Origin of the sequence: Fictibacillus phosphorivorans (genome assembly GCF_007673525.1) — a bacterium.
In the GTDB taxonomy this organism is placed as follows: domain Bacteria; phylum Bacillota; class Bacilli; order Bacillales; family Fictibacillaceae; genus Fictibacillus; species Fictibacillus phosphorivorans_C.
Map to the genome: position 1 here is coordinate 470,439 of NZ_VDZU01000001.1, position 20,818 is coordinate 491,256.

Here is a 20,818-nt window from a genome sequence, read left to right on the forward strand (position 1 = left end):
AATAATGTGTAACTTTACAATAATATAGGACGTATACTTGATATCACATTTCTCACCAACCAGGGAGGTTCATACATATGTTACACACAAAAAAGACGGGAATGATTACAGCTTCTCTTATTGGCATCATGCTACTTGGAGGTTGTATGAAAGGGGCAACAGAAACGGTGAAAAAGGAAGACAATCCACTTGTGAGTGTTCAGGGGTATACTGGCGAAGGGTATGACTTGCCAAACGGAAAAGAAAACGACAAGATCGCTGAGGATAGCCGTGAAAAAGTTGTTTCTTCAACAGAAAAATTCTTCTTAGATACATACAAAACAAATGTAAAAGTACATAACATTGTCGGCAACAAAGACGGAGCGAGTGTGTTTGTAGAATCGATCGACGAACCACGTTTTCACACGTTTGCTGTGATTCCGATCGATAACAAAGGCAAAGTACGGCCAGAAGGCATCTGGACGGAAGAAGGACAAGTCGAATTATCGATCAAGAGCGGCTTGTATGCCATGATCTATGAGGAGCAGCTAAAAACACTTGATACTTATCTTGAAGGTGTTGTAAAAGAACATCCGGTAGTAGGAAAACAAGAAGAAGCGATACAAAAAACGTCTTCAACAGGGTTTACGACACCGTATTATTACATCTCCATAGCAGGGAAAAGTCTAGATGGTCTTTATGAAGCGTATATAAACGATCCTCAAAAAACGAAGGAAGAGTGGCAGGCGGAAGCGAAAAATCTTCAAGCCAGTCCAGAAGACTTCTTAATCACGATTCAGTTATATATGAAAGAAAAAGGTGCAAAGCCTGATCAGAAGATTTTTGATCAGATGGTAGCTGATCTTGAAAAGATGGAGAATCTATCACCTGGTTCGTATAGCGTGTTCCTAAACGACAACACCATTAATAAAGGCAGTGCCAACAATACAAAAGAAAACAAACTAGAACTTAATTATCCGAATGAAATTAAAAAGCCTTAGCGATAGGAGGTTAATATGATTAAGACCCAAACGAAAACAGTTACCGATCAAGACTTAGTTGAAATTTCGGGATTTCATGCCTACCAAGAATACGAAGTTAACCAAGTTGTTGAAGTCAACGGAAATTCGTACCGCGTCTTAGATGTAAAAGAATCAGAAGTAAATGGTTTAAACGCAATCACTCTTGCATCAAACGATACGAAAGAAGTGGTCGTCGCTTATACGGGTACCGACACGGGGGATAAGAAAGATTTGCTAACTGACCTCCAGCTGTTAAGTGATATGGTTCCAGCACAAGTTGAGGCAGCTCGCGATTATTTCGATGATATGGAAAAGAAGTATGGAAACATCTCCTATGTGTGCGGTAACTCACTTGGCGGCGGAAACGCAAATGCGGTAGGGGTAGCGAATCCTGATGTTAAAACGGTAACGCTAAACCCCGCTATGCTGCCAGAAGGTGTCGTAGATTACGGTAAAGAGTATGATAACATCACGAACTATTTTGGCCGATATGACGTTTTAACGAGTCTCGAAACCGGCTTAATGCTCGGTCATCGTATCCCTGGAAAACAAATTGAAATCAATCATGGAATTCCGAATATGATGCATTTTGCTAACAATCATACCGGATATATTGGTAAGGATGAAACCGGTAAGCTGGTTTATGTGATCGGTGAACCTGGTGAGCCTGGATTTGGGAAGATTCATTTCGATGAAGCCGACTCAAGCGTCGTATCGAGTATCTGGACGGGACATTCCCTTCATACAGGAAGTTCTGAGCGTATCGACATGAATACAGAGAACATGCACAAGCTTTCAAAGTCTTTAGAAGGTTATGTAGGCACCCGAATGGGATATGTTCATTCGTACTTACAGAACTCTGCTGATATCGTGGATCACGAAGGAAGCCGTTATTATGAGCGACTTCATACGCTGCAACAGACTTTCCGCGATATGTTTGAGGAGGCGGCTGAAAATCCTCTATTCGCAGGAATTACCACAACGGGTAACGTTATCAAAACAGAGATCTACCATCTCATCACATTATTAGATAGCGCGGAATCCAAAGTTCAATCGTTAAATTATTTCTTGAACTCTCCACCTGCGGAGCTTGTGGAATTTCTAATGAACAAAAATATAAACGTAGAATCACTTTTTGGAGACGCCAGAAACTTTCTTTACAATCTGCGCTCAAACGTTGAAGATCTAACCGATACACTTCCCAGAATGGTAACGCAAAAGATCCCTGAACTTTTTGAAGGTGGGACCGATCATTTTACCGATGCTGTAGTTGGTGAGTTTATGGCTCATTACAAGATTCTAAGTAAGAACAATACAACGGTTAAAAAGCACATGGATTCTTACAGCACAGATGTTACAGCAACGGCTGACAATTTTACAGAAAGAGACAAGCTGCTCGCAAGCGGCATCTCAACTGGTGTCCCTCAGTCAATTATTATACCTAACTTTGGATCTAGTGAGGATTTCAAAATGCTAGATTCTCCTTATCTGAAGATGGGGATGAAAATTCTCGATATTCAGCTAGAGCTCTCTATAGCCGCTTTCGGAGATTTCGCGCATAAATTTTTATTGCCACTGCTCGTTGGGCTAGAGGGAATTGCCGCCATGTTGGAAAGCGTATTAGAAGGCATATCTAATACGATAAAAGGTGCGGTGTTTGTCATTTTAAACGGAAGCTTACCTGTTAAATTGGCTGGTATGTTCACGGACTTCGACGATAAGCTTCGTGCGATGGTCAATGACGCGCTCGAACCTCTGGATGAACTTGCTGATACCGTAGAAGGTCTTCGGCGTGGACTCGATAACCTAATTGTTTTCTTTCCTGGACTTATCCAAAAGTTTAAGCCATACCTGAAATCTGCTTTGTTCAGTCAAACTAACTATTTCAATATCTACTTATATAATACGGCGGCAACCGGCATCCTTGAGGAAATGGATATGCTATTCAAAGACATCGTTTATCAACTGACCCATAACAAAGGACTCGCGATTGATGCCTTGAGTGAAATCTCACAACATGTAAAAAACAATATGCTCGTGATGCATGAGCAAACAGAACGCGGGACGTATGGTTAACCTCGATATGTATTTTAATTATCTACAATCGTAATTTAGGAGAATTAAAATAATGGCAAAGAATGTCCTTTATTTTTTTGTGGCCTCTTTCATCTCTTTTATTCTTTTAATTGCCGGTTTACTTATTTGGGTATCTCGTATACCTACTAGGGATCCTTCAGACGCTGATGGTAAAGGGTTTGCAATTGTTTATGGATTTATGGCAGCCGTTCCTACTTCAATTATTATTGGTCTCATCGTCACTATTGGTGCTTATGCCTATCGGAAATATAAGGAAAGAGGTTAATAAAGAGGTGAATAAGTAAATGGATGATTTGATAAGTATCATCATAGTCTTATTGTTTTTAAGCTTATTTATCTTCTTGCAAAAATTATATAATAGAAAATACAAGGTACCCGCTATATTCTCATGGTTTCCAGGCCGTTTCGGGATCAGAAAGGTAAATGAACATTTATCTCAAATGAATAAAGAGCTTGCTGCACAAGGAATAGGAATCTGGGTGACCTATTATGCTGTAGATCTGTATTTTGTTACGATTCCATTAAAGGTAAGCAAATATGAAAATTAATAGTAATAGGTAAGGAAGTATGGGAATTCCATACTTCCTTTTATTTTTCAAATCCACGTTGTTTTCCGCTTCTTCATACATCCAAAACTTCTTTCTATTAAATTTATATCCTCTGGAAATTTACAATAATTACAATAAATGAGGTAATAAGTACTATATATAAATAATAACTAAAATGGTATTATTTCCTTTGGTTTATTGAAAACAATGGAAATAAACAGAGTGAAAAGAATCAAAAATGTTATTGTTGCATGGTTGGTTTTTTCATAAATAAGAACATAAGGACGGTTAGCACATTGAAGAAGATTTTGGTTTTATTTATTGCATTAGCTATTGTATTACAGCCATTTTTATTTAGCGGGTCAGTAAAAGCTGAGGTGCAAAATACATATACGCTTTCTCAAGGTACGTACACAGTTGGGAACGAAATGATGCCAGGCATTCATCGTTTTACTGCAATAAATGGTGACATAGAATTAAGGGTAACTAGAGATGGTGAAACCTTTTTATATCAATCTCTGGAAGCAGAAGGAAACTATGAAATTAGCAATTATACGGTAGGATTAAGAGACGGAGATCAAGTTGAAGTATATTCCTATTACACAGATGACATCGAGTTGCAGGTGCAGAAACTCTCTCAGCTTAACTTTACAAATATGACTTCTGGTTATTATGAAATTGGTAAGGATATAGCTGCTGGAACGTATACGATTGATGTTCAAGCAGACAATCCCGATTATTACGATTTTACAAGTGTTCAGTTGTACGACAAAGACTATAACGATAAGGCAAGTTATTCACTCACGCCAGATGATCAGCCCGTTGATCTAAAGGTATCCAATGGAGACATACTCTATATTCACAATTTTTCAGGTACAGTTTCGTTCAAACAAAAGATTCTTGTGCCTAAGAGCATTTCTTTTAACAAAACTAGCTTATCCCTCATGGTAAACCGTTCGGAATCCATTACGGCGACTGTTCATCCGATTACGGCTGTTAACCGTACAGTGAGCTGGGTCAGCAGTGATCCATCTGTTGCAACCATTGATTCTAAAGGGAACGTAAAAGCTTTAAAACCAGGAAGTACAGTGATTACGGCAACAGCAAAGGGCGACTCATCTATTCAGAAGAGCATCAAGGTTAACGTGAACGCCGTTTTACCGACAAGCTTGAAATTAAGTAAAAGTAAGATAGGTATCGTTAAAAATCAAACCTACAATGTGGTTGCCACTGTTAATCCAAGTGATGTTCAAGATAAGTCTGTTATCTGGAGCAGTTCAAACACAAAAGTAGCTACTGTCGATGCAAAAGGAAATATAAAGGGTGTTGGTTACGGTTCAGCTACGGTTGTAGCGAAAGCAAAAGCGAATCAGAATATTCATAGCAAAGTTACGGTAACCGTTTCTGCAAAAACGGTAAAGCTAAACAAAACGGCTTTAACACTTACAGCTGGTACTTCTGCAGCAATAGCTGCAACAGTATCTCCAACAGACAGCCCAGATAAGACGGTCACATGGAAATCGTCGAATACGAAAATTGCAACTGTAAACAGCAAGGGAAGCGTAACCGGTAAGGCAAAAGGAACCGCAACGATTACAGCAACTGTAAAAGGCGCCAAATCGGTTACAGCGAAGGTTACGGTAAAGCCTCCTGTATTAGCTAAGTCTATTAAAGTTAACAAATCATCAGTAACGTTAGCGTCTGGCAAATCGGTTACATTGTCTGCTACCGTGTCACCTAGCAATACAACAAATAAAAACATTAAATGGAAAACTTCTAATACAAAGGTTGCCAAAGTAGATTCTAAAGGGAAAGTAACAGCAGTAGGAGCAGGAACAGCGAAGATTACAGCTACAACTTCAAATGGTAAGACATCTTCAGCTACCATAAACGTTCCTTACGTAAAAAGTTTGAGTGCTGGAAAATGGAAAGGTGGTACTCATCTGCCGGCTGGACGTTACAGAATCACTACGGATTCAGGGAGTGGTAATTTAGTAATTGGAATGGGTACAGATCGATTTGTAAATGAAGTGCTCACAAGTGAGGATGACGAATTCGCTGTGAGAGTAGTTACCACGGATATTAAAGCGGGAGATAGCATTGAAATTATGGGGTTATACAAAGTAACCTTCACGAAAGTGACCAATGTTAAATCCAACACCTTGCATGCTGGTTATTGGACAGTGGGTAAGGATATTAATGAAGGCACCTACCGTATCACAACACCATCTGGAGCGGGTAACCTGGTTGTTCATAGAGGTTATTCATTGGTTGTGAATGAGATACTCGCAGCTAAAAGTGACGGATATTCTGTTACAAGTGTAACGGTTCCGCTGAAAAAAGGTGATCGAATTAGTATTTACGGATTAAATAAAGTGGTTTTCACAAAAAAATAGATAAATTTTTTACTGCTTTTTTTCAGTTAAGAAGTCACGTGGAAGTATCAAAAAACTCTCTCAAAAGTTAAGAAACTTTTGAGAGAGTTTTTTTAAAAGTTATAAGTTATTGGCTTTTAGTTGGAAAGCTACTTTCATTAATTGAAGGTAGAGAGGCAGCTAGTTCAATCAAGTCTTCCTCGTTTAGATTTCCGGATAATACAATCACAGATTCTGAGTCGAAATAGTAAACATAGCGATTTTCCCAGTTAACACTTTTCTACAATAGAATAGATAAACAGGCAGGTTGAAGAAGATGGTTTATGTAAAAATAAGACACAAAAAGAAATTCAGGGAACTTTCAAGTAAAATCAGCGTATGAAAATATATAGATAGTATCACTTAAACGATAGAGGGATTTTTATGACAAAGAAGAAGATGGCAAAGGTCATCTTATGGGGAATTTTATTATCATTGCCATTATGGCTGCTTACCATATTAATTGCAGTTACCATATGGATTATATTTTAGTGGAGAAAGCACGAAGACGGTTCAGTTCACGTGCTTTCTTTTTTGTATGGAAAAGAAGTTAACGGCTCATTAATTGAAACTGTAAGAAGACCCAGAGGGCCAGGTTTGTGAGAGGTTTTCATTGAATGGGGAGAGATTTATGGTGAAGATGAAAGACGTATTTAAACAAATAGTGAAGGAAGTTATTGCTCCTACGTTAAAAAATCATGGTTTTAAAAAGAAAGGAAATAACTTTGCACGTACATTCTCGGAGTTTTCGTGGACTATCAACGTTCAATCCTCTAGTTGGAATACTAGTGAGAATCTAGCGTTCACGATTAATACAGGTATATCGGTTGAAAGCTTATATGGAACATACTATCAGTATGTTCCGCCAAAATTTCCATTAGAAGTGGATTCTGTGATGAGGATAAGGATATCCGAGCTCAAAAGTATAACGGATCAACATGAAGATAGTTGGTACAAGTTAACTCCAGTCACTATTTTAGATGATCTTACAGAACAAATTAAACAAGACGTTGAAAATATAATCATCCCACATTTTCAACAGTTTCAAAGTGTTCAGGATGTTATACAGGGGCTAGAGAAAAGAGAAGCACAAGGATATCATGAGAATCCCCATGTTCTAGCAGTTCTTTATCATGAATGCGGTGATAGAGAGGCAGCAAAAGAACGTTTGAGGAGCGTCTTTGCAGAATGCGGAACAGATTTAGAAAGACAAGAGACGAAAGAACTTGCAAAAAGATTGGGTTTTGATATAACCAAATCATAAAATATACTAAACAAATGTTTAAGATTACATATAAAGGATATTCATAAATACAACTAGAGAGGAGAGTATCAATGTTCTTCAAGCGCAATGAAAAAATTAAGCAGAGGAATGTTAATATTGCTTGTTGGTGTACCTTTATCGTATGGGCCGTGCTGCTTTTGATTAATTCGTTCTATGAATTTTTCATGGATAAAGAATTTATTGCTAGCTCTTTTACTATATTAGTTATTGGTCTAGTCGTGTTTTTTGTAGTTGAAACGTTCTTAAATATCTATGATAGAAAGTCGGAAAGATCTCGAAACTTATGAGAAAGGGGTTAGACCCATGCTGAACATATTTATACTCTTGGCATTTATATTAGCCCTAGGTTTTAACATCTATGTAAAAACGACTTTTTCCATTGTGGTTGTGTTGGTTATTGCAGCTATTGGGATCATTTACAGAATTTATAGCGGGAAGAATAAGGATAGACAGATAAATAGCTAAAGAAAATCTCTGGTAACAGGGATTTTTTTAATGGAAAATAACTTGGCTGATAAATTGTAAGGAATTTATACCCAGAACCCCTTCTTTTACCTAAAGTCCTTAGCCTCATTGTAATTCGCATACATGCTCTGTAATCTTATTCTTATATAAGGAAATTTAAGGTAAGTAGAAGAGGAGGCCATACCATGTTTCGGATTTTACTTAAGTGTTTACTTGTATTTCTATTAATTATTCCCCTTTATCCAAGTGAACAAGCTCATGCACAAGTGGAGTTGATTTCCGACACGCCGTTAAGTGAGAGACTTCACGACATTACACTTCATAGTCCAGCATTAGGAAAACAGACATCACTGCGAGTTATTTTGCCGAAAGGATATGAGGAATCAGAGCAAACATACCCTGTTCTTTATTTGTTGCATGGTTGCTGCGGTGACTATAAAGCTTGGGCGGCTCGAACGGACATTGAAAAGATAACAGAGAATCTGCCGTTAATTGTAGTTATGCCTGATGCGGGGAGAGGTGCGAGTTATTCGGATTGGTACAACGGAGGTGCCTATGGACCGCCGGAGTGGGAGAAGTACCATATAGAAGAACTCATTCCTTGGGTGGAGCAGCATTATCGTGCAAAAGGATCGAGAGAAGGACGAGCAGTAGCTGGCTTATCCATGGGTGGCTTTGGAGCAATGTCATACGCGGCAAGACACCCTGATCTATTTGTAGCTGCAGCATCATTTTCAGGTGTACTCGATACGAACCTAGATCCTGTGTTTTTAGAGAAAACAATTTTTCAGAATCAGGAAAAAGTGCCACCTGGAACGGTTTGGGGTGACAGGGAAACGAACGAGATTATCTGGAGAAGCCATAATCCTTGGGACCTAGCAGAGAACTTGGAAGGTGTGGATCTTGCCATACACACGGGAACAGGTGAAGCGGGCGGACCGTTGGATGGTGGTTTGGAATCTCCGGTTGAAGAGACTTGTTTTGTGATGTCAACGAGTCTTCATAATCGACTAGAAGAACTGAACATTTCGCATGTGTGGGATAGTTACGGACCTGGTTCCCATACGTGGGGCTATTGGCAGCGCGATCTGCACCAAACGTTGCCGCGGTTCATGGACATCTTTAATAACCCACCTGAAGCACCGATTCCTTTTCAATATAAGTCGGCTGAATCATCCTTTTCTGTCTACGGTTGGGATGTTACATTCGATCGAGATGAAATGGAGTTTGCTAGATTATCCGACGTGAGGAAGACAGGATTTAAGCTTCAGGGTTCAGGAAAATCGGATGTTCAAACAGCGCCTTGGTTTAAGCCGAATGGAAAATATCAGGTGAAGATTATGAGTGATCGAGGTGCTAAAGTAGTAAAGACACGTGCGGATGAAGAGGGAAGACTACGTGTTGAGTTGGATTTTGCTTCAAAACATGTGGGGGACACAGTATCGGTTCGTATAAAATATAAGAAATAATATAATAAATAAACAGCACTGCAGTTGCAGTGCTGTTTATTTGTTAGTAATTTAATTAAGCATTTCTCCACCTAATAATTTAAGTCTATCCTCTTCCATTCCGACCACATAGCTCATCTGATAAACAGAAGTTTGTTCGGTTTCATTTACATATTCTTGTGCCTCTAACGTAATCTCAACTTGGTATGTGCCATCACCGTTATCGCTCACGTAAGAATTCGTAATCGTAGTATATAGTGTCTGAGCATATCCTTCTGCAAACTCTTCTAATGAAGGAGAAGAAGCTTTCCAGTTACCGCCGATTAGATTGTATGCCATCTCATATTCTCCGGCATTCACATAATTATAATATTCTTGAACAGTGTATACCGCATCATCAGGTGTTACTTCGTAAGAAGAATCATATTCTTCATCGTAATCTTCATAATATTCATCTTCCTCATATTCCTCATAAGGCTCTTCGCTATATTCTTCATTCATACCGGTGTCAGCATCAGTTCCATCATCCTCATAATATGAATCTTCACCGCTACAATCTTCAGAAAGGTCTCCATCATACTCTGGTATTTCGTAATCAAAATCATGATCTTCTTCATATGGCTGAAGATTCATCGGATTTTTTGACCATTCTGCTAATGTCGGCAATACGGCATACAAAGGAATGCTAAATCCAATATTGTTTTCTTTTATGTATTTGACAGAGTTAATGCCAAGCACTGAACCATCTACGCCACTTACAATCGGTCCTCCACTGTTACCCGGTGAAATCGGTGCTGTAATTTGATACATATTTTCATAGTAGTAGCGATCTAGTTGGAAGGAGCGATCTAGTCCACTGATGATTCCTACAGTTACCGTGTTTTGCAAACCGAGTGGACTGCCTAATGCTACTACATCGTCACCTGTTTCCGCTTTTTCTTTTTTTACCTTTAACGGAGTAGTATTTGCTAACTCTTGAACTCGAATTAGAGCAATATCCGTATGTTCACTCCGCCCGATTACTTTACCTGTATACGTTTGTTGATTGCTCATGCGTATCGTTACGCTAACTTCATACCCTACCACATGGGCATTGGTAACAATATCTCCCTTTTTATTATATAGAAACCCTGAGCCTTGGCCGTTGGATGTCTCAATTTGCACAACCTTGTCTTGAGTTGCTTTGATTATAGACTTTAAACTGGGCTTTTCTTTTGCAGCCACTTCTTTTGTTATCGTTGTGGTTTTCACTTCAGTTACAGCAGGCTTTGCTTGATTTTGTGGAATCGTTGTAAATAGAAAGTAAGCTAGAGATAGTCCGCATATGAGGACAATTGTGACCAACGTCGAATGGAAGAGAATTTTTTTCATCGTGTCTTTTCACCCTTCAAGATGTATGTCTATAAAAAAATAAAAAACCTACAAACTAGCCGTAGGTTGAATGAGTATGTACCTTTAGCTGCTCGGCTGTCGTAGTGTGAAGCACCTTAGACCCGTGGCTTTGCGTCCTTACTTTTCAATAAGTTTGCCTTTATACGGTTATCATACTTTTATCCTATCATAAATGGAAAAATATACAATATGAAGATATGCTTTTGTTACTATTGAACTATTATGTAAGTGACTCTTAGGTGAATTAAATTTGTTTATCTCCGAATTTAGCGTCTTCTATAACCGGGAATGTCTTACTAGGTAAAACTCTCTAAAAACAGTACTATGTGCGGTTTATTTTACAATTACTAGGGTATAAGATTTAATGGTAAATTTTAACGGTAACTGTGCTGTGAATGAAAATTTTAGAGAGGGCAATGGTGAATATGGGAAGCAAAGTGTATGAAGCACCAACCTTAAAAGCTGCAACCAAAGAGCGAGCCCAAAATTATGAGAGGTTACGAGAACAGTTTTTGGATTAAAAAAAGAGTTTGGTAAAATTGTAGATGACGGACAATTTCAAGGACATGGAGCAGAAGCGATCAAAGGCTTTTATCAAGCACAAAGTGATATCGTAGACGCTTGGCTTCGGTTCATTGATGTGAACATTGAGTTCTTCAAAAGCATTCCGGGTTATGCTGAAGATGCTAATCTAGCCGGAAATTCAATGGTTCAAGTTCCGTTTCTCGAGGAAAATGTAAGCCAAGGATTACAATCAGCAAAAGACAGAGTTGCTGATCAACAGGATTCACTGCAGAACATCTTTAATGGAATCAATGATCTTGTATCACTGACTGTCTTTTCAAAAGATCCATTTGATGAGCAGATGGATCAAGCTGAAAAGAAACGGACGCGAACCGTTGAAGCGGTTAACGCAATCGACCAGCAGCTCACTCAAGAATATCTAGGGTTACAAAACCTAGTGCAACAAGTAAACGAATTGTACTCTGCGATGATAAACGCAACGCGTCAAGGCGAGAATATCTCACCTCTTTACTTTAACGCAGAAGCTTATAAGACGAGCACAGTGTTTAAGAAGCAAAGCGAACTAAAAACGCAGGCAGCCGGTTATGTGAAGCAAAAGAGATCAGAACGAATGCCCAGTGCGATGAAGCAACTATCTCAGGAAGCTAAAGTATATACATTAAAAAAAGAAAAAGGCTTTTTCACAGAAATTTGGGATAACGTTCAGAGTGGATCAGGTAGCGCTCTTGATGATACCGTAGACGGTCTTGTGAATATGGTGAAAAACCCAGGAGAAACTTTCGATGGATTAAAATATGCCGCAGCGCACCCCATCAAAACAGGAAGTGCGGCTTGGGATCAACTATCCACATCATTTAACGAAGAAGTTATTCACGGAGATGCGGGCAGCCGGGCACACTACTTTTCCTATATGGGCACTCAATTGGGAGTTAGCGTCTTAGGCGGAAAAGGGATTGATAAGCTCTCTAAAGTGTCAAAAGTAGATCTGGCTAAAGGCATGGGGAAGGTAAAGAAACACACGTATGTAGTGAACAAGAAATCCACTGCTTATCTTGAGAGATTTAATCTTTTATTTCAGAAAGAGAGAGTAGTCACTTCAGAAGGCTATAGTTTTGACGTAAAAAATTTGGTTGATGTTCCAAAAGATAATAAGATTTTGCAGGCTTCTAAGTTGAAAGAGGTTGAGGGTAGGAATAAAAGTGGTAGTAATAAAGTTACTGAAATTCCGCAAGTTTTCAAACAAAAAGAGTTTGCTAGTTCCTATGAAGCAAGGATTAACCAGACACCTGGACTAATTAATCCAAAGGTTGAATTTATAGGAATCAGAGGAGAATCATTATGTACACTAAAACCACCACCAGATCCAAAGTTACAACGTATATTGGATGAAGCTGGTATTGAAGGAATCCAATATAAGAATGGAGTCCCTGATTTTTCTCCGGTATCAAAAGCACAGTTTGAAATCGATCATATGTTAGGTGGAAATGGAAAAAGAGGAACAGATGCTAGAAGGGCTAATTTTGCTCAAGCAGATCAAAAGCTAGCAGATCAGCTTAATAATTCTTCTGAGATGGCTCGTGAATTTGGAATGGAACCTGGAGAAATTAAAGCTAGAGATATTGAAAGGTATCGAGAAAAAAATAAATTAACATGGCACGAATTGAATGATGTTAAAACTATTCAACTTGTACCCTCAGAGATAAACAAAAAATTTGGGCATGTTGGTGGCGTGGGAGAGATTAATGCAGGGGCGTTTGGGCCAAAGGGATTTGCGGATAAATAAAAAAGGAGAACTTACAGATGATAATTAATGATGAGGTATTTGGGGAGTTAAAATATAATTATGGATGGCTTAGGTACACTAGCATAGAATTTTGTGGGAAAGAAGCCGAAATAGCATTAATGGTTAAAGGTGAAGAAGACGGAAAGTTTGATCAAGAACAATATATCGCTTACAAATCATTATTACAAAATTGGGGTAAACTACAGCAAAATTTTTTACAATCAATATTAGATTACTACAAACAAGAGCGTCAAGAACTAGGATATGATATTGAAGTTAATGAAAATTATCCGCCAATTGAAACAACTAATCAAATTGCAGAGATGATAACTTTAGTGGGGATTGTAGTACCTTATGGCGATATATATGAAGAGAGAGATATTGGTGTAACCTTTGATTGTACATGGGACACAGAAAATGGACTAGGACTTCGTCTATTAAATGAGAAAGTAACTGAGGTGGGTTACCAGGATGTTGCAATTTAAATATTAGTATTTGTCTGTATAATTAAGTACTAGGGTTTTATTGTGACTACTTAAGAGCACTTATTGTCAATCGGGCAACAAGTGCTTTTTTGTTAATACTATAAATCAGAAGAAATAAAGATTGTTAAATAAAAGAGGTGTGTTTTTGGACGAAACTTATGAGCATTATTTAGAGCAGCTAGAAGATTTTTTAGGAGGAACATTTCATCAAGGTATCATTTCTCCAGAACAAGCCCTAGATGATTTTATAAAGGAAGTCAGCAAAGAATGTCTGCTATCCACAATAAATGATTGCGAGAATTTATTGAATAGTAGTTTAACAAAACAGGAGAAAGAAACTTTTATTAAAAATAATACCGAAGTTTACTTTCCAGCGATTAAATCAACCCCTCTAAAATGGCTATCTAATTTAATAGACCAAATGAAAGAAGGAGTAAAAACAAATAAAAATAAATAAATTTTAAAACCTTGATAGACTAAATATCTTTTAAGATCTTTTGCATGGAGGCGCTACTCTGAGTATGTAAAACAGCATTACACTTTCAGAAGGGAACATGAATGGTGGAACATGCATCCTGCAAAATTTCCTAATGAGCATCAAGCTGGTATTCATGGAACAGGATCACCAGCAAATACACTATTTAAAGGTGGTAATAAATAATGGGCTATGAATTTATTAAGGCAAACGAAGAAAACAGTTTTTATCCAGTGTCTGAAAATGAAATAAAAGAGGTTGAGAAAGAACTCAATTTAAAATTTCCTAAGGAGTTAGTTGATTTTTATATAGAGGTTGGCTATGGGTTTATTAAAGGTTCAGAGTTTAATATTAATCGTATTATGGACCCATATTCCGTAAGAGATTTTCGGTTAAGAGTTAATGATTTTGAGTTTTACCCCGAGATAGAAATCTATGATGAATATGAAAATAACAAACTAATATTTTTTGAAGGTAGTGAATCAGCTTTAATGTCAATCGAATTAAAAGAAAAGAATAGCAGTCCGGTTTACTATTACGATATTCAAATTGCAACTTCTCTTGAAGAATTTTTAAGAAAAATAAATGAAAATGATAGATATTACTTGGAGTTGCTAGTTGATTAAGAAACATAATAAAACTCATACCGTGATTGGCTAAAACGCCTATCAAGTTTTAACTTACAAAAAAACGTTATTGCACCCTAATATTGGATGGTTCATCATATATAGGTAAATGTTAGGGGGTGTAGTACTATGAGAAAGTTGCTTCCCATCATGATAACTTCTGGGCTGATCGTTGGTATGATTACCATCCCGACTGAAGCTGCAGCACCGAAAGCGAAAACGTACAAAAACTGTACGGAATTAAACAAAGCGTATAAAGGTGGAGTAGCTAAAGCTTCTAATGTTAAGAACAAAGGTGGAAAAACAAAATATAAGCCATATGTTTCGAAAACACTTTATGATGCTAACCAAAAAAGTGATCGTGATAAAGACTTAATTGCTTGTGAACGTTAACAATAAACCATTACGTTTCGAAGTCTATCTATGAAAAGATAGGCTTTTTTGTATGACGATCTAGAGAGCGGTTTAATAGATTCTCTTTGTATAATAGAGGCGTTATGATAAAGTAAAATTTAAGACATGATTACGCATAATGAGACCGATTTAAAGATATATATTGGAGGGAATAAAATGGCTATTTTAGTCACAGGTGGCGCAGGTTACATCGGCAGCCACACGGTTGTACAACTCATACAATCCGGATTTGAAGTCGTTATTATCGACAATTATTTAAATAGTGATCCAGAAGTATTGAATCGACTACATACGATTACAGGAAAAGAGATCAAGTGCTACGACATAGACCTATTAGACAAAGAAAAGGTCCAGAACGTTTTCTCTGAAAACAACATTGAGGCCGTTATCCATTTCGCTGGATTAAAAGCAGTAGGAGAGTCTGTTGCAAAACCTCTTTATTACTATCATAACAATATTACAAGCACGCTAGTTCTGTGTGAAGTGATGAAAGAAAACGATGTGAAGAAGATTGTGTTTAGTTCTTCTGCTACTGTTTATGGAACAGCAGAGACCGTTCCTTTGACGGAAGACACACCACTTGGCGCAACAAATCCATATGGCTGGACGAAGTTGATGTTAGAACAGATCTTTAGAGATCTACACACTTCTGATGAAGAGTGGAGCATTGCTCTTCTTCGTTACTTCAACCCAGTTGGAGCGCACGAGAGCGGCTTGATCGGTGAAGATCCGAGCGATATTCCGAACAACTTAACGCCTTATATCACGCAGGTCGCAGTAGGCAAGCTCGATAAACTTCGTGTGTTCGGTAACGATTATGACACAGAAGATGGAACGGGCGTACGTGATTATATTCATGTGGAAGATCTTGCGAGCGGCCACTTGAAAGCTTTAGATAAAGTGCTGACGAACCCGGGCGTTGACGCGTACAACTTGGGGACAGGCAAGGGTTACAGTGTAATGGATATGATTCACACGTTTGAAAAAGTGAATGGTGTGGATATCCCATACGAAGTAATCGACCGACGTCCTGGGGATATTGCAGTCAGTTATGCAGATCCGACAAAAGCAAGACAAGAACTTGGCTGGGTTGCAGAAAAAGGGTTAGAAGATATGCTTCGTGACTCGTGGAACTGGCAGCAGAAGAATAAGAACGGATATAAATCTTAATGCAAGAGGAGAGAATCTACGTAGATTCTCTCCTTTTTTTATGTTCTTTAATGTAATTGCTGAGAATGTTAAGAAAATATAGCCAACGTGAAGAAATCGTTTGGTTTCCGTAAAAGTGCAATATCGTTAGACTTTTTCAAGTATGATGAGTTAATGCGATTTTGAAATGAAACTTATACGATGAAGAGGTTGAATATGGCTAAATCTATTATCGGTTTTTCTAGTAAGTATTTTTTCGAAATAAGCATCTCTCTTTGTTTTCTGCTTCCTCCTTTAGGTATTTTACTTGTATTAATAAACGGATGTTACCATTTGCATATTACTTTAAAAGAGGGAAGAAAGGTTCAGATTACGCCAGGACTTTTTTTACTAGGAAGTTTATTTCTTTCAACCATTGGATCGGCATTATTCAATAAGGACTATTCTTACTTTTTGATTTCCGCTTTACTACTCTCTTATATGGGCTTGTATGTGAAAATGAAAGATAACAACGTTCAAAAGACTTTATCATCTATTAAGTGGATTACCATTTGGGGCGGACTTTATTTTTATGCGCTTTATCCTGTTCAAAAGCTGTTCATGAAAAATATGTATGTAAGCTATTTGACAGGTACTGCCCTAATTGGACAAACTGAGATTCAACAAGATTATGAAAGGTTGATGGGGGCTTCATACAATCCTAACCTGTCAGTCGCACTCCTATTGTTCGGCCTTTCATTTTTACTTGGAGAGTGTTTGAAAAGTATTAAAAGTGCTTCTCATAAGAAGCTAGCAATGCAAGTAATAGTAGTGGGTATGTTGGTTCACGCGATTTTTTTAACGGGATCAAAAGCAGGGTTTGGAATATTAATCATCATCTTTACGCTTTTTATTTTTAGATGGAATCGCTTTTATGCCTTGTTCCTTGCTTCAATCATGCTGATAAATATTCACCTTATCTTAGAACTAATGCCAAGAAAAGCTAGGCTCTTTGCATCCGCTGATATGCGGAAGGTCATTTGGGAACGATCTATTCATCTCTGGCAGGAACATTCATTATTTGGAATAACACCTATTGGATTCCACCGAGAATATATGAATCTTTACCATGATAATATACCGCACGCTCACAATATGGTTATAGGTATATTCACAGAATACGGATCCCTTGGTGGTGTTGCGTTGCTCATTGTAATCTCGATTCATGTTTACAAGATGCTTTCTCTGTATCTATCTAATGTAGCGAGTAAAAAACACCTTGATACTTTTTTGCTGTCATTACCGATTATCTTGCTGACGGGTGTTTTTGATTATGTCCTGTATTCTCCACAAGTAGCTCTTATTGCCATCATATTACTAGCCACTTGGGAGAAGTACACCGCACGTATAACCTTGGTCCACCCACGTATATTAAGTTTTGTGAGAAAGTGGAACGTAGATCTAACGGTTAAACACGGTAAGAAAAAAGAATATCTCTAATTCTACCTCTTCTTCATAGCAAGAAGGGGTATTTTTCTCTCACATCCCGAATACGTTAAAACAAGAACGTATAATTGACGATACACTCTATGAGTATAAGATCACGATATCGTACGAATTATGTAAAAAGTACAAGTATCAACATAGAGGTGTTATCAATGAACAAGAATCCTTCATTTGCAAAGGGATGTCTTTGGGGTCTGTTATTATCTATTCCGGTATGGCTTGTCTTGATTGTCCTGTTCCTCTTATTAAGGAAATTATTCTAGTAATCCTAAGCGTATGTTCTCTAGCAATTCTGTTAAAACTACTATTAGAATTTAAAATCTAGTAATAGTTAGGAGAGCGGAATATGGAAAGAGAAGGAGATTTCTTTATAGGCTTATTTTGGGCACTTCTTTTTTGCATTCCATTATGGTTATCGATCTTCGGCTGGTTAAATCTTATAAAGCGTTTTTTGTAAACCTCGGCGTGGTAGTGGCCGGGGTTTTTGTTTTTAAAATTGAGTTGGAAACATTGAAGGCATTGGGGAGATTTTATTTAAACCAAATGACAAACTTATTCTTGCTGTGTGGTTTTTAACTTTTACCTTTAAATACCCATTTAAAAGTAGCCATATTGGTTTAATATTTATAAGAAAATGGTAAATAAGTTATATGTGTATTTTCCAAATCCATACAAATTAGTAGGTTAATTAGTACAAATGAGGGATTCAACCTTTATTTTCCTTATTCTAACATGGTAATAGACCTAAAATAGAGTGTGCAAAGTTCATTCGATACGTTATTTAGTTATGAGGAAGGAGACTGTGGAGTGGATCTTAATCTAATCAGTTATCATTATTCTTCCATGATCAGGGAGAAGCAGGAACAAATTCTTAAGTTGCAGAGGGCAAGCAGTGAACTAACGAGTTTTCAAGGAGAACTTGGTCAATTAGGACCAAATCTTCTAAAGCCAAGTTTACAAGCTGAGACCTGGATGGGGCAGTTAGCGAGTAAATTTGAAGATGGGAGAGAAGAGATTCAAATAGCCTTCAAAGAGTTAGAGAGCGAACAGTTTTCTGAAGTATTTCAATCGATCTCATTAAAGGTCACTCAGCTTCAGAACGAGATTGAGAGTTTGCAAAATCAACTTCAAACGATGCAATTACAATTACAGAAGTGATTCATTAATTAAAATAAAAAGAAGTGGTGAATATGAAAGAAATTAAAATTCAATATGGTAGTGTTGAACACTCATTAAACCAATTCAGAACAGCGATACAGGGATTCAAGCCCTCCATCAACGTTCGTGATGATGGAAAGAACTCTCTTGAGACTATGGATGAGCTTGTAGAAGTTAGTCAGCTTATGGAACAGTTATTTACGAACTATGTAAGTTTGCTTCAGAAAAGTGCTGTTATGTCCGAAAATGCGGTTGAGAGTATGCGCGAAACAGATGCAGAGGTGTCATCAACTATTTCATCGGGTAAAGGAGTCGTAAAATGAAAGTACTAGATGTTTCCAGTCTAGATGCATACCTGGATCAGCTTGAAAAAAGCAATCATGAAAAGAAAGAATCTTTAAATGAAATTCTGCGTTCGATAAACGCTCTTGTAAATCTAGAATCTACCTTTACAGGAGAAGGTGCAGATGCAATTAAATCTTATTTTTCATCCTGTCACCTCCCTTTAATAACAAGATTACAAGAATACTTTAGTAGCTTTGATAAGAAGATCAATACTTGTAAACAAGCTGTCTCTGCGTTTGAACCTGCTGACCATGGTAAAGTCCGACAAGATTTTTTGGAAGGAGATATCTTACCTCCACTTTTAAAAAACCAAAACGAAATCGAACAAATAACTTCAGATGCTAACCAAGTGATCTCAAGTATTTCTTCCATCGTTTCCATACAGCAACTGGACGATTCTTTCGTTAATCGGCAGATTCAAAACTCTAAAAAATTTGTAAAGAAAGTGGTCCGTGATCTAGAAGAGATGGATGCAAAGCAAGCAACATCTATTAACGAGTTGAAAAGTGAACTGACTTTTCTCAATCAATATGTAGTAGAGATTGAAGGGAAGATAAAATCTGGACAAATTACTGTTAAAGACTTCTCACCCAATCAAGTTACCACGTCCTATCTTCATCATTTAATGGTTACAGGCATTAAAGGGAAAGCTAGCTCTTTAGACTCTGCGTATGCGAGTTTTACTCAAAGTAGTGTTTACAATATGATTCATAATAAGAATCAAGTTTATGATTTCTTAGGGCTTGCCTATTATCCATCTACAACTGCTTCTAAAGGAATAGAGAAAGATACAGATTATTTATCAGGTAACACAAGCAAGACTGGCGACTTTACATTTTCTGCTGGAGCAGGGAAAATGGAGAACAAATGGGGAGGCTGGGATGATTTCACAAGCGGAAAAAGCCAGCTTGGTGGAAGCAGTACGCTAACCGGAATTCATTCTAGTATAAAACACGATACGGAGATACTAGATAGCTCATTTTCACAAGACATTGGAAAATTAGAGGGTGAAGCAAGCATAGGTGGAACGAGCCTTCTGCCTGTAGTAAAAGCAGGTGCGACTGTTTATTCTGCTAGTGCCGATGTGAAAGTAGATGAAAGATACTCTGATTATGCAGTTGTTAACAAAGTAGGTGCTAAAGGAGAAATATTAAAGGCAAATGCTTATGCAGGCGTCGATAACAACTCGATCGGTTTTGGTGCAAAAGCCTCGGTAGTAGAAGGAGAAGTTTCGGGACTTACCCCAATCCCGTTTACAGATTATAATATTAAAGGAACCATAGGAGGCTCAGCGTTCGGAATAGGCGGTGAAGCCAAAGTAGGTAAGGAAACGGTTATTGATCTCAGATTCTTGTTAGGCGTTAAGCTAGGCATTAGTTTTGAAAAAGATGAAGATTGATAAGTAAAAGGAGAGATATACGTGTCGACTGAAATTAACTCACTCAAATTGGATAAAGGATCAGAACTGCTTCCTATCGGTACGATTGTACTGTTAGATAAGGTGGAACAACCTTTAATGATTTATGGAAGATTGCAGCAACAAATGGACCTAGAGAAAACGTGGGATTACGTGTCATGTCCATATCCTCAAGGAAATGTATCAGATGAAACCAATGTCTTCTTTAACCATGATCAAATAAACGAAATTGTATTTAAAGGGCTAGAAACAGAAGGCGAAAAATTGTTGAAAGAGAAATTAAAACTCATCAAGTCAGGATTGTAA

19 protein-coding genes, 2 pseudogenes and 1 riboswitch are annotated in these 20,818 nt (G+C 37.7%); of the genes and pseudogenes, 20 read left to right on the forward strand and 1 reads right to left on the reverse strand.

Going from position 1 to position 20,818, the window contains the following annotated elements; translation table 11 throughout:
- Nucleotides 1-77 precede the first annotated feature (77 nt).
- The 7 genes from FS458_RS02275 (at nucleotide 78) to FS458_RS02305 (ending at nucleotide 9,279) form a co-directional block, all read left to right on the forward strand.
- Nucleotides 78-980 (forward strand): DUF1672 family protein, encoded by a 903-nt coding sequence (locus FS458_RS02275; protein WP_144697421.1) that lies wholly within the window; start codon nucleotides 78-80, stop codon nucleotides 978-980.
- Between the two features lie 15 nt (nucleotides 981-995).
- Nucleotides 996-3,077, forward strand: coding sequence for an SA1320 family protein (locus FS458_RS02280; protein ID WP_144697423.1), 2,082 nt, complete (start codon nucleotides 996-998; stop codon nucleotides 3,075-3,077).
- A gap of 52 nt (nucleotides 3,078-3,129) precedes the next feature.
- A complete protein-coding gene (locus FS458_RS02285) occupies nucleotides 3,130-3,363 on the forward strand; it encodes a hypothetical protein (protein WP_144697426.1) in 234 nt (77 codons plus the stop codon).
- A gap of 19 nt (nucleotides 3,364-3,382) precedes the next feature.
- Nucleotides 3,383-3,646, forward strand: a complete 264-nt coding sequence (locus tag FS458_RS02290; protein WP_144697429.1) for a hypothetical protein — start codon at nucleotides 3,383-3,385, stop codon at nucleotides 3,644-3,646.
- A gap of 296 nt (nucleotides 3,647-3,942) precedes the next feature.
- Nucleotides 3,943-6,042, forward strand: a complete 2,100-nt coding sequence (locus FS458_RS02295; protein ID WP_186320418.1) for an Ig-like domain-containing protein — start codon at nucleotides 3,943-3,945, stop codon at nucleotides 6,040-6,042.
- A gap of 649 nt (nucleotides 6,043-6,691) precedes the next feature.
- Nucleotides 6,692-7,324, forward strand: coding sequence for a DUF4304 domain-containing protein (locus FS458_RS02300; RefSeq protein ID WP_144697435.1), 633 nt, complete (start codon nucleotides 6,692-6,694; stop codon nucleotides 7,322-7,324).
- Nucleotides 7,325-7,995: 671 nt separating this feature from the next.
- A complete protein-coding gene (locus FS458_RS02305) occupies nucleotides 7,996-9,279 on the forward strand; it encodes an alpha/beta hydrolase (RefSeq protein ID WP_144697438.1) in 1,284 nt (427 codons plus the stop codon).
- Between the two features lie 51 nt (nucleotides 9,280-9,330).
- Here the strand turns inward: FS458_RS02305 and FS458_RS02310 are convergent, their stop codons facing one another.
- A complete protein-coding gene (locus FS458_RS02310) occupies nucleotides 9,331-10,629 on the reverse strand; it encodes a S1C family serine protease (RefSeq protein WP_144697441.1) in 1,299 nt (432 codons plus the stop codon).
- Between the two features lie 83 nt (nucleotides 10,630-10,712).
- A riboswitch (cyclic di-GMP riboswitch) is annotated at nucleotides 10,713-10,798 on the reverse strand.
- 384 nt (nucleotides 10,799-11,182) lie between these two features.
- Between FS458_RS02310 and FS458_RS20515 the strand changes: the two are divergent.
- The 13 genes and pseudogenes from FS458_RS20515 to FS458_RS02370 form a co-directional block, all read left to right on the forward strand.
- Nucleotides 11,183-11,665, forward strand: a pseudogene (locus FS458_RS20515) (T7SS effector LXG polymorphic toxin); the annotation flags it as partial.
- A 732-nt stretch (nucleotides 11,666-12,397) separates the two neighbouring features.
- Nucleotides 12,398-12,958, forward strand: coding sequence for an HNH endonuclease (locus FS458_RS20520; RefSeq protein WP_391503402.1), 561 nt, complete (start codon nucleotides 12,398-12,400; stop codon nucleotides 12,956-12,958).
- 17 nt (nucleotides 12,959-12,975) lie between these two features.
- Nucleotides 12,976-13,443: a DUF2004 domain-containing protein gene (locus tag FS458_RS02320; RefSeq protein WP_144697447.1), complete on the forward strand. Its 468-nt coding sequence runs from the start codon at nucleotides 12,976-12,978 to the stop codon at nucleotides 13,441-13,443.
- Between the two features lie 145 nt (nucleotides 13,444-13,588).
- Nucleotides 13,589-13,900, forward strand: a complete 312-nt coding sequence (locus tag FS458_RS02325) for a contact-dependent growth inhibition system immunity protein (RefSeq protein ID WP_144697450.1) — start codon at nucleotides 13,589-13,591, stop codon at nucleotides 13,898-13,900.
- Between the two features lie 81 nt (nucleotides 13,901-13,981).
- Nucleotides 13,982-14,104 (forward strand): annotated as a pseudogene (locus tag FS458_RS20935) (hypothetical protein); the annotation flags it as partial.
- A complete protein-coding gene (locus FS458_RS02335; protein ID WP_144697452.1) occupies nucleotides 14,104-14,544 on the forward strand; it encodes an SMI1/KNR4 family protein in 441 nt (146 codons plus the stop codon). The pseudogene FS458_RS20935 and the gene FS458_RS02335, both read left to right, overlap by 1 nt.
- 150 nt (nucleotides 14,545-14,694) lie before the next feature.
- Nucleotides 14,695-14,937 (forward strand): excalibur calcium-binding domain-containing protein, encoded by a 243-nt coding sequence (locus tag FS458_RS02340; RefSeq protein ID WP_391503403.1) that lies wholly within the window; start codon nucleotides 14,695-14,697, stop codon nucleotides 14,935-14,937.
- Nucleotides 14,938-15,114: 177 nt separating this feature from the next.
- On the forward strand, nucleotides 15,115-16,128 hold the full coding sequence (gene galE / locus FS458_RS02345; protein WP_066398442.1) for a UDP-glucose 4-epimerase GalE: 1,014 nt from the start codon (nucleotides 15,115-15,117) through the stop codon (nucleotides 16,126-16,128).
- A 195-nt stretch (nucleotides 16,129-16,323) separates the two neighbouring features.
- Nucleotides 16,324-17,586: an O-antigen ligase family protein gene (locus FS458_RS02350; protein WP_186320419.1), complete on the forward strand. Its 1,263-nt coding sequence runs from the start codon at nucleotides 16,324-16,326 to the stop codon at nucleotides 17,584-17,586.
- Nucleotides 17,587-18,399: 813 nt separating this feature from the next.
- Nucleotides 18,400-18,750 carry a YwqH-like family protein gene (locus FS458_RS02355; protein ID WP_144697460.1) on the forward strand — a complete coding sequence of 117 codons (351 nt, stop codon included), beginning with the start codon at nucleotides 18,400-18,402 and terminating at the stop codon, nucleotides 18,748-18,750.
- Between the two features lie 32 nt (nucleotides 18,751-18,782).
- Nucleotides 18,783-19,073, forward strand: a complete 291-nt coding sequence (locus tag FS458_RS02360; protein WP_066398429.1) for a YwqI/YxiC family protein — start codon at nucleotides 18,783-18,785, stop codon at nucleotides 19,071-19,073.
- Entirely contained in the window at nucleotides 19,070-20,494 is a 1,425-nt protein-coding gene (locus FS458_RS02365) for a T7SS effector LXG polymorphic toxin (protein ID WP_144697463.1), read from the forward strand. Before FS458_RS02360 ends, FS458_RS02365 begins: the two co-directional genes overlap by 4 nt.
- Before the next feature lie 21 nt (nucleotides 20,495-20,515).
- Nucleotides 20,516-20,818, forward strand: a complete 303-nt coding sequence (locus FS458_RS02370) for a DUF4176 domain-containing protein (RefSeq protein WP_144697466.1) — start codon at nucleotides 20,516-20,518, stop codon at nucleotides 20,816-20,818.

What these genes read in the sequence shown, in the direction of transcription:
- FS458_RS02340 (WP_391503403.1), top strand. Translation starts at nt 14,695, where the DNA reads ATGATAACTTCTGGGCTGATCGTTGGTATGATTACCATCCCGACTGAA.
- FS458_RS02360 (WP_066398429.1), top strand. Translation starts at nt 18,783, where the DNA reads ATGAAAGAAATTAAAATTCAATATGGTAGTGTTGAACACTCATTAAAC.
- FS458_RS02320 (WP_144697447.1), top strand. Translation starts at nt 12,976, where the DNA reads ATGATAATTAATGATGAGGTATTTGGGGAGTTAAAATATAATTATGGA.
- FS458_RS02285 (WP_144697426.1), top strand. Translation starts at nt 3,130, where the DNA reads ATGGCAAAGAATGTCCTTTATTTTTTTGTGGCCTCTTTCATCTCTTTT.
- FS458_RS02350 (WP_186320419.1), top strand. Translation starts at nt 16,324, where the DNA reads ATGGCTAAATCTATTATCGGTTTTTCTAGTAAGTATTTTTTCGAAATA.
- galE (WP_066398442.1), top strand. Translation starts at nt 15,115, where the DNA reads ATGGCTATTTTAGTCACAGGTGGCGCAGGTTACATCGGCAGCCACACG.
- FS458_RS02310 (WP_144697441.1), bottom strand. Translation starts at nt 10,629, where the DNA reads ATGAAAAAAATTCTCTTCCATTCGACGTTGGTCACAATTGTCCTCATA.
- FS458_RS02335 (WP_144697452.1), top strand. Translation starts at nt 14,104, where the DNA reads ATGGGCTATGAATTTATTAAGGCAAACGAAGAAAACAGTTTTTATCCA.
- FS458_RS02305 (WP_144697438.1), top strand. Translation starts at nt 7,996, where the DNA reads ATGTTTCGGATTTTACTTAAGTGTTTACTTGTATTTCTATTAATTATT.
- FS458_RS02280 (WP_144697423.1), top strand. Translation starts at nt 996, where the DNA reads ATGATTAAGACCCAAACGAAAACAGTTACCGATCAAGACTTAGTTGAA.
- FS458_RS02300 (WP_144697435.1), top strand. Translation starts at nt 6,692, where the DNA reads ATGGTGAAGATGAAAGACGTATTTAAACAAATAGTGAAGGAAGTTATT.
- FS458_RS02365 (WP_144697463.1), top strand. Translation starts at nt 19,070, where the DNA reads ATGAAAGTACTAGATGTTTCCAGTCTAGATGCATACCTGGATCAGCTT.
- FS458_RS02290 (WP_144697429.1), top strand. Translation starts at nt 3,383, where the DNA reads ATGGATGATTTGATAAGTATCATCATAGTCTTATTGTTTTTAAGCTTA.
- FS458_RS02275 (WP_144697421.1), top strand. Translation starts at nt 78, where the DNA reads ATGTTACACACAAAAAAGACGGGAATGATTACAGCTTCTCTTATTGGC.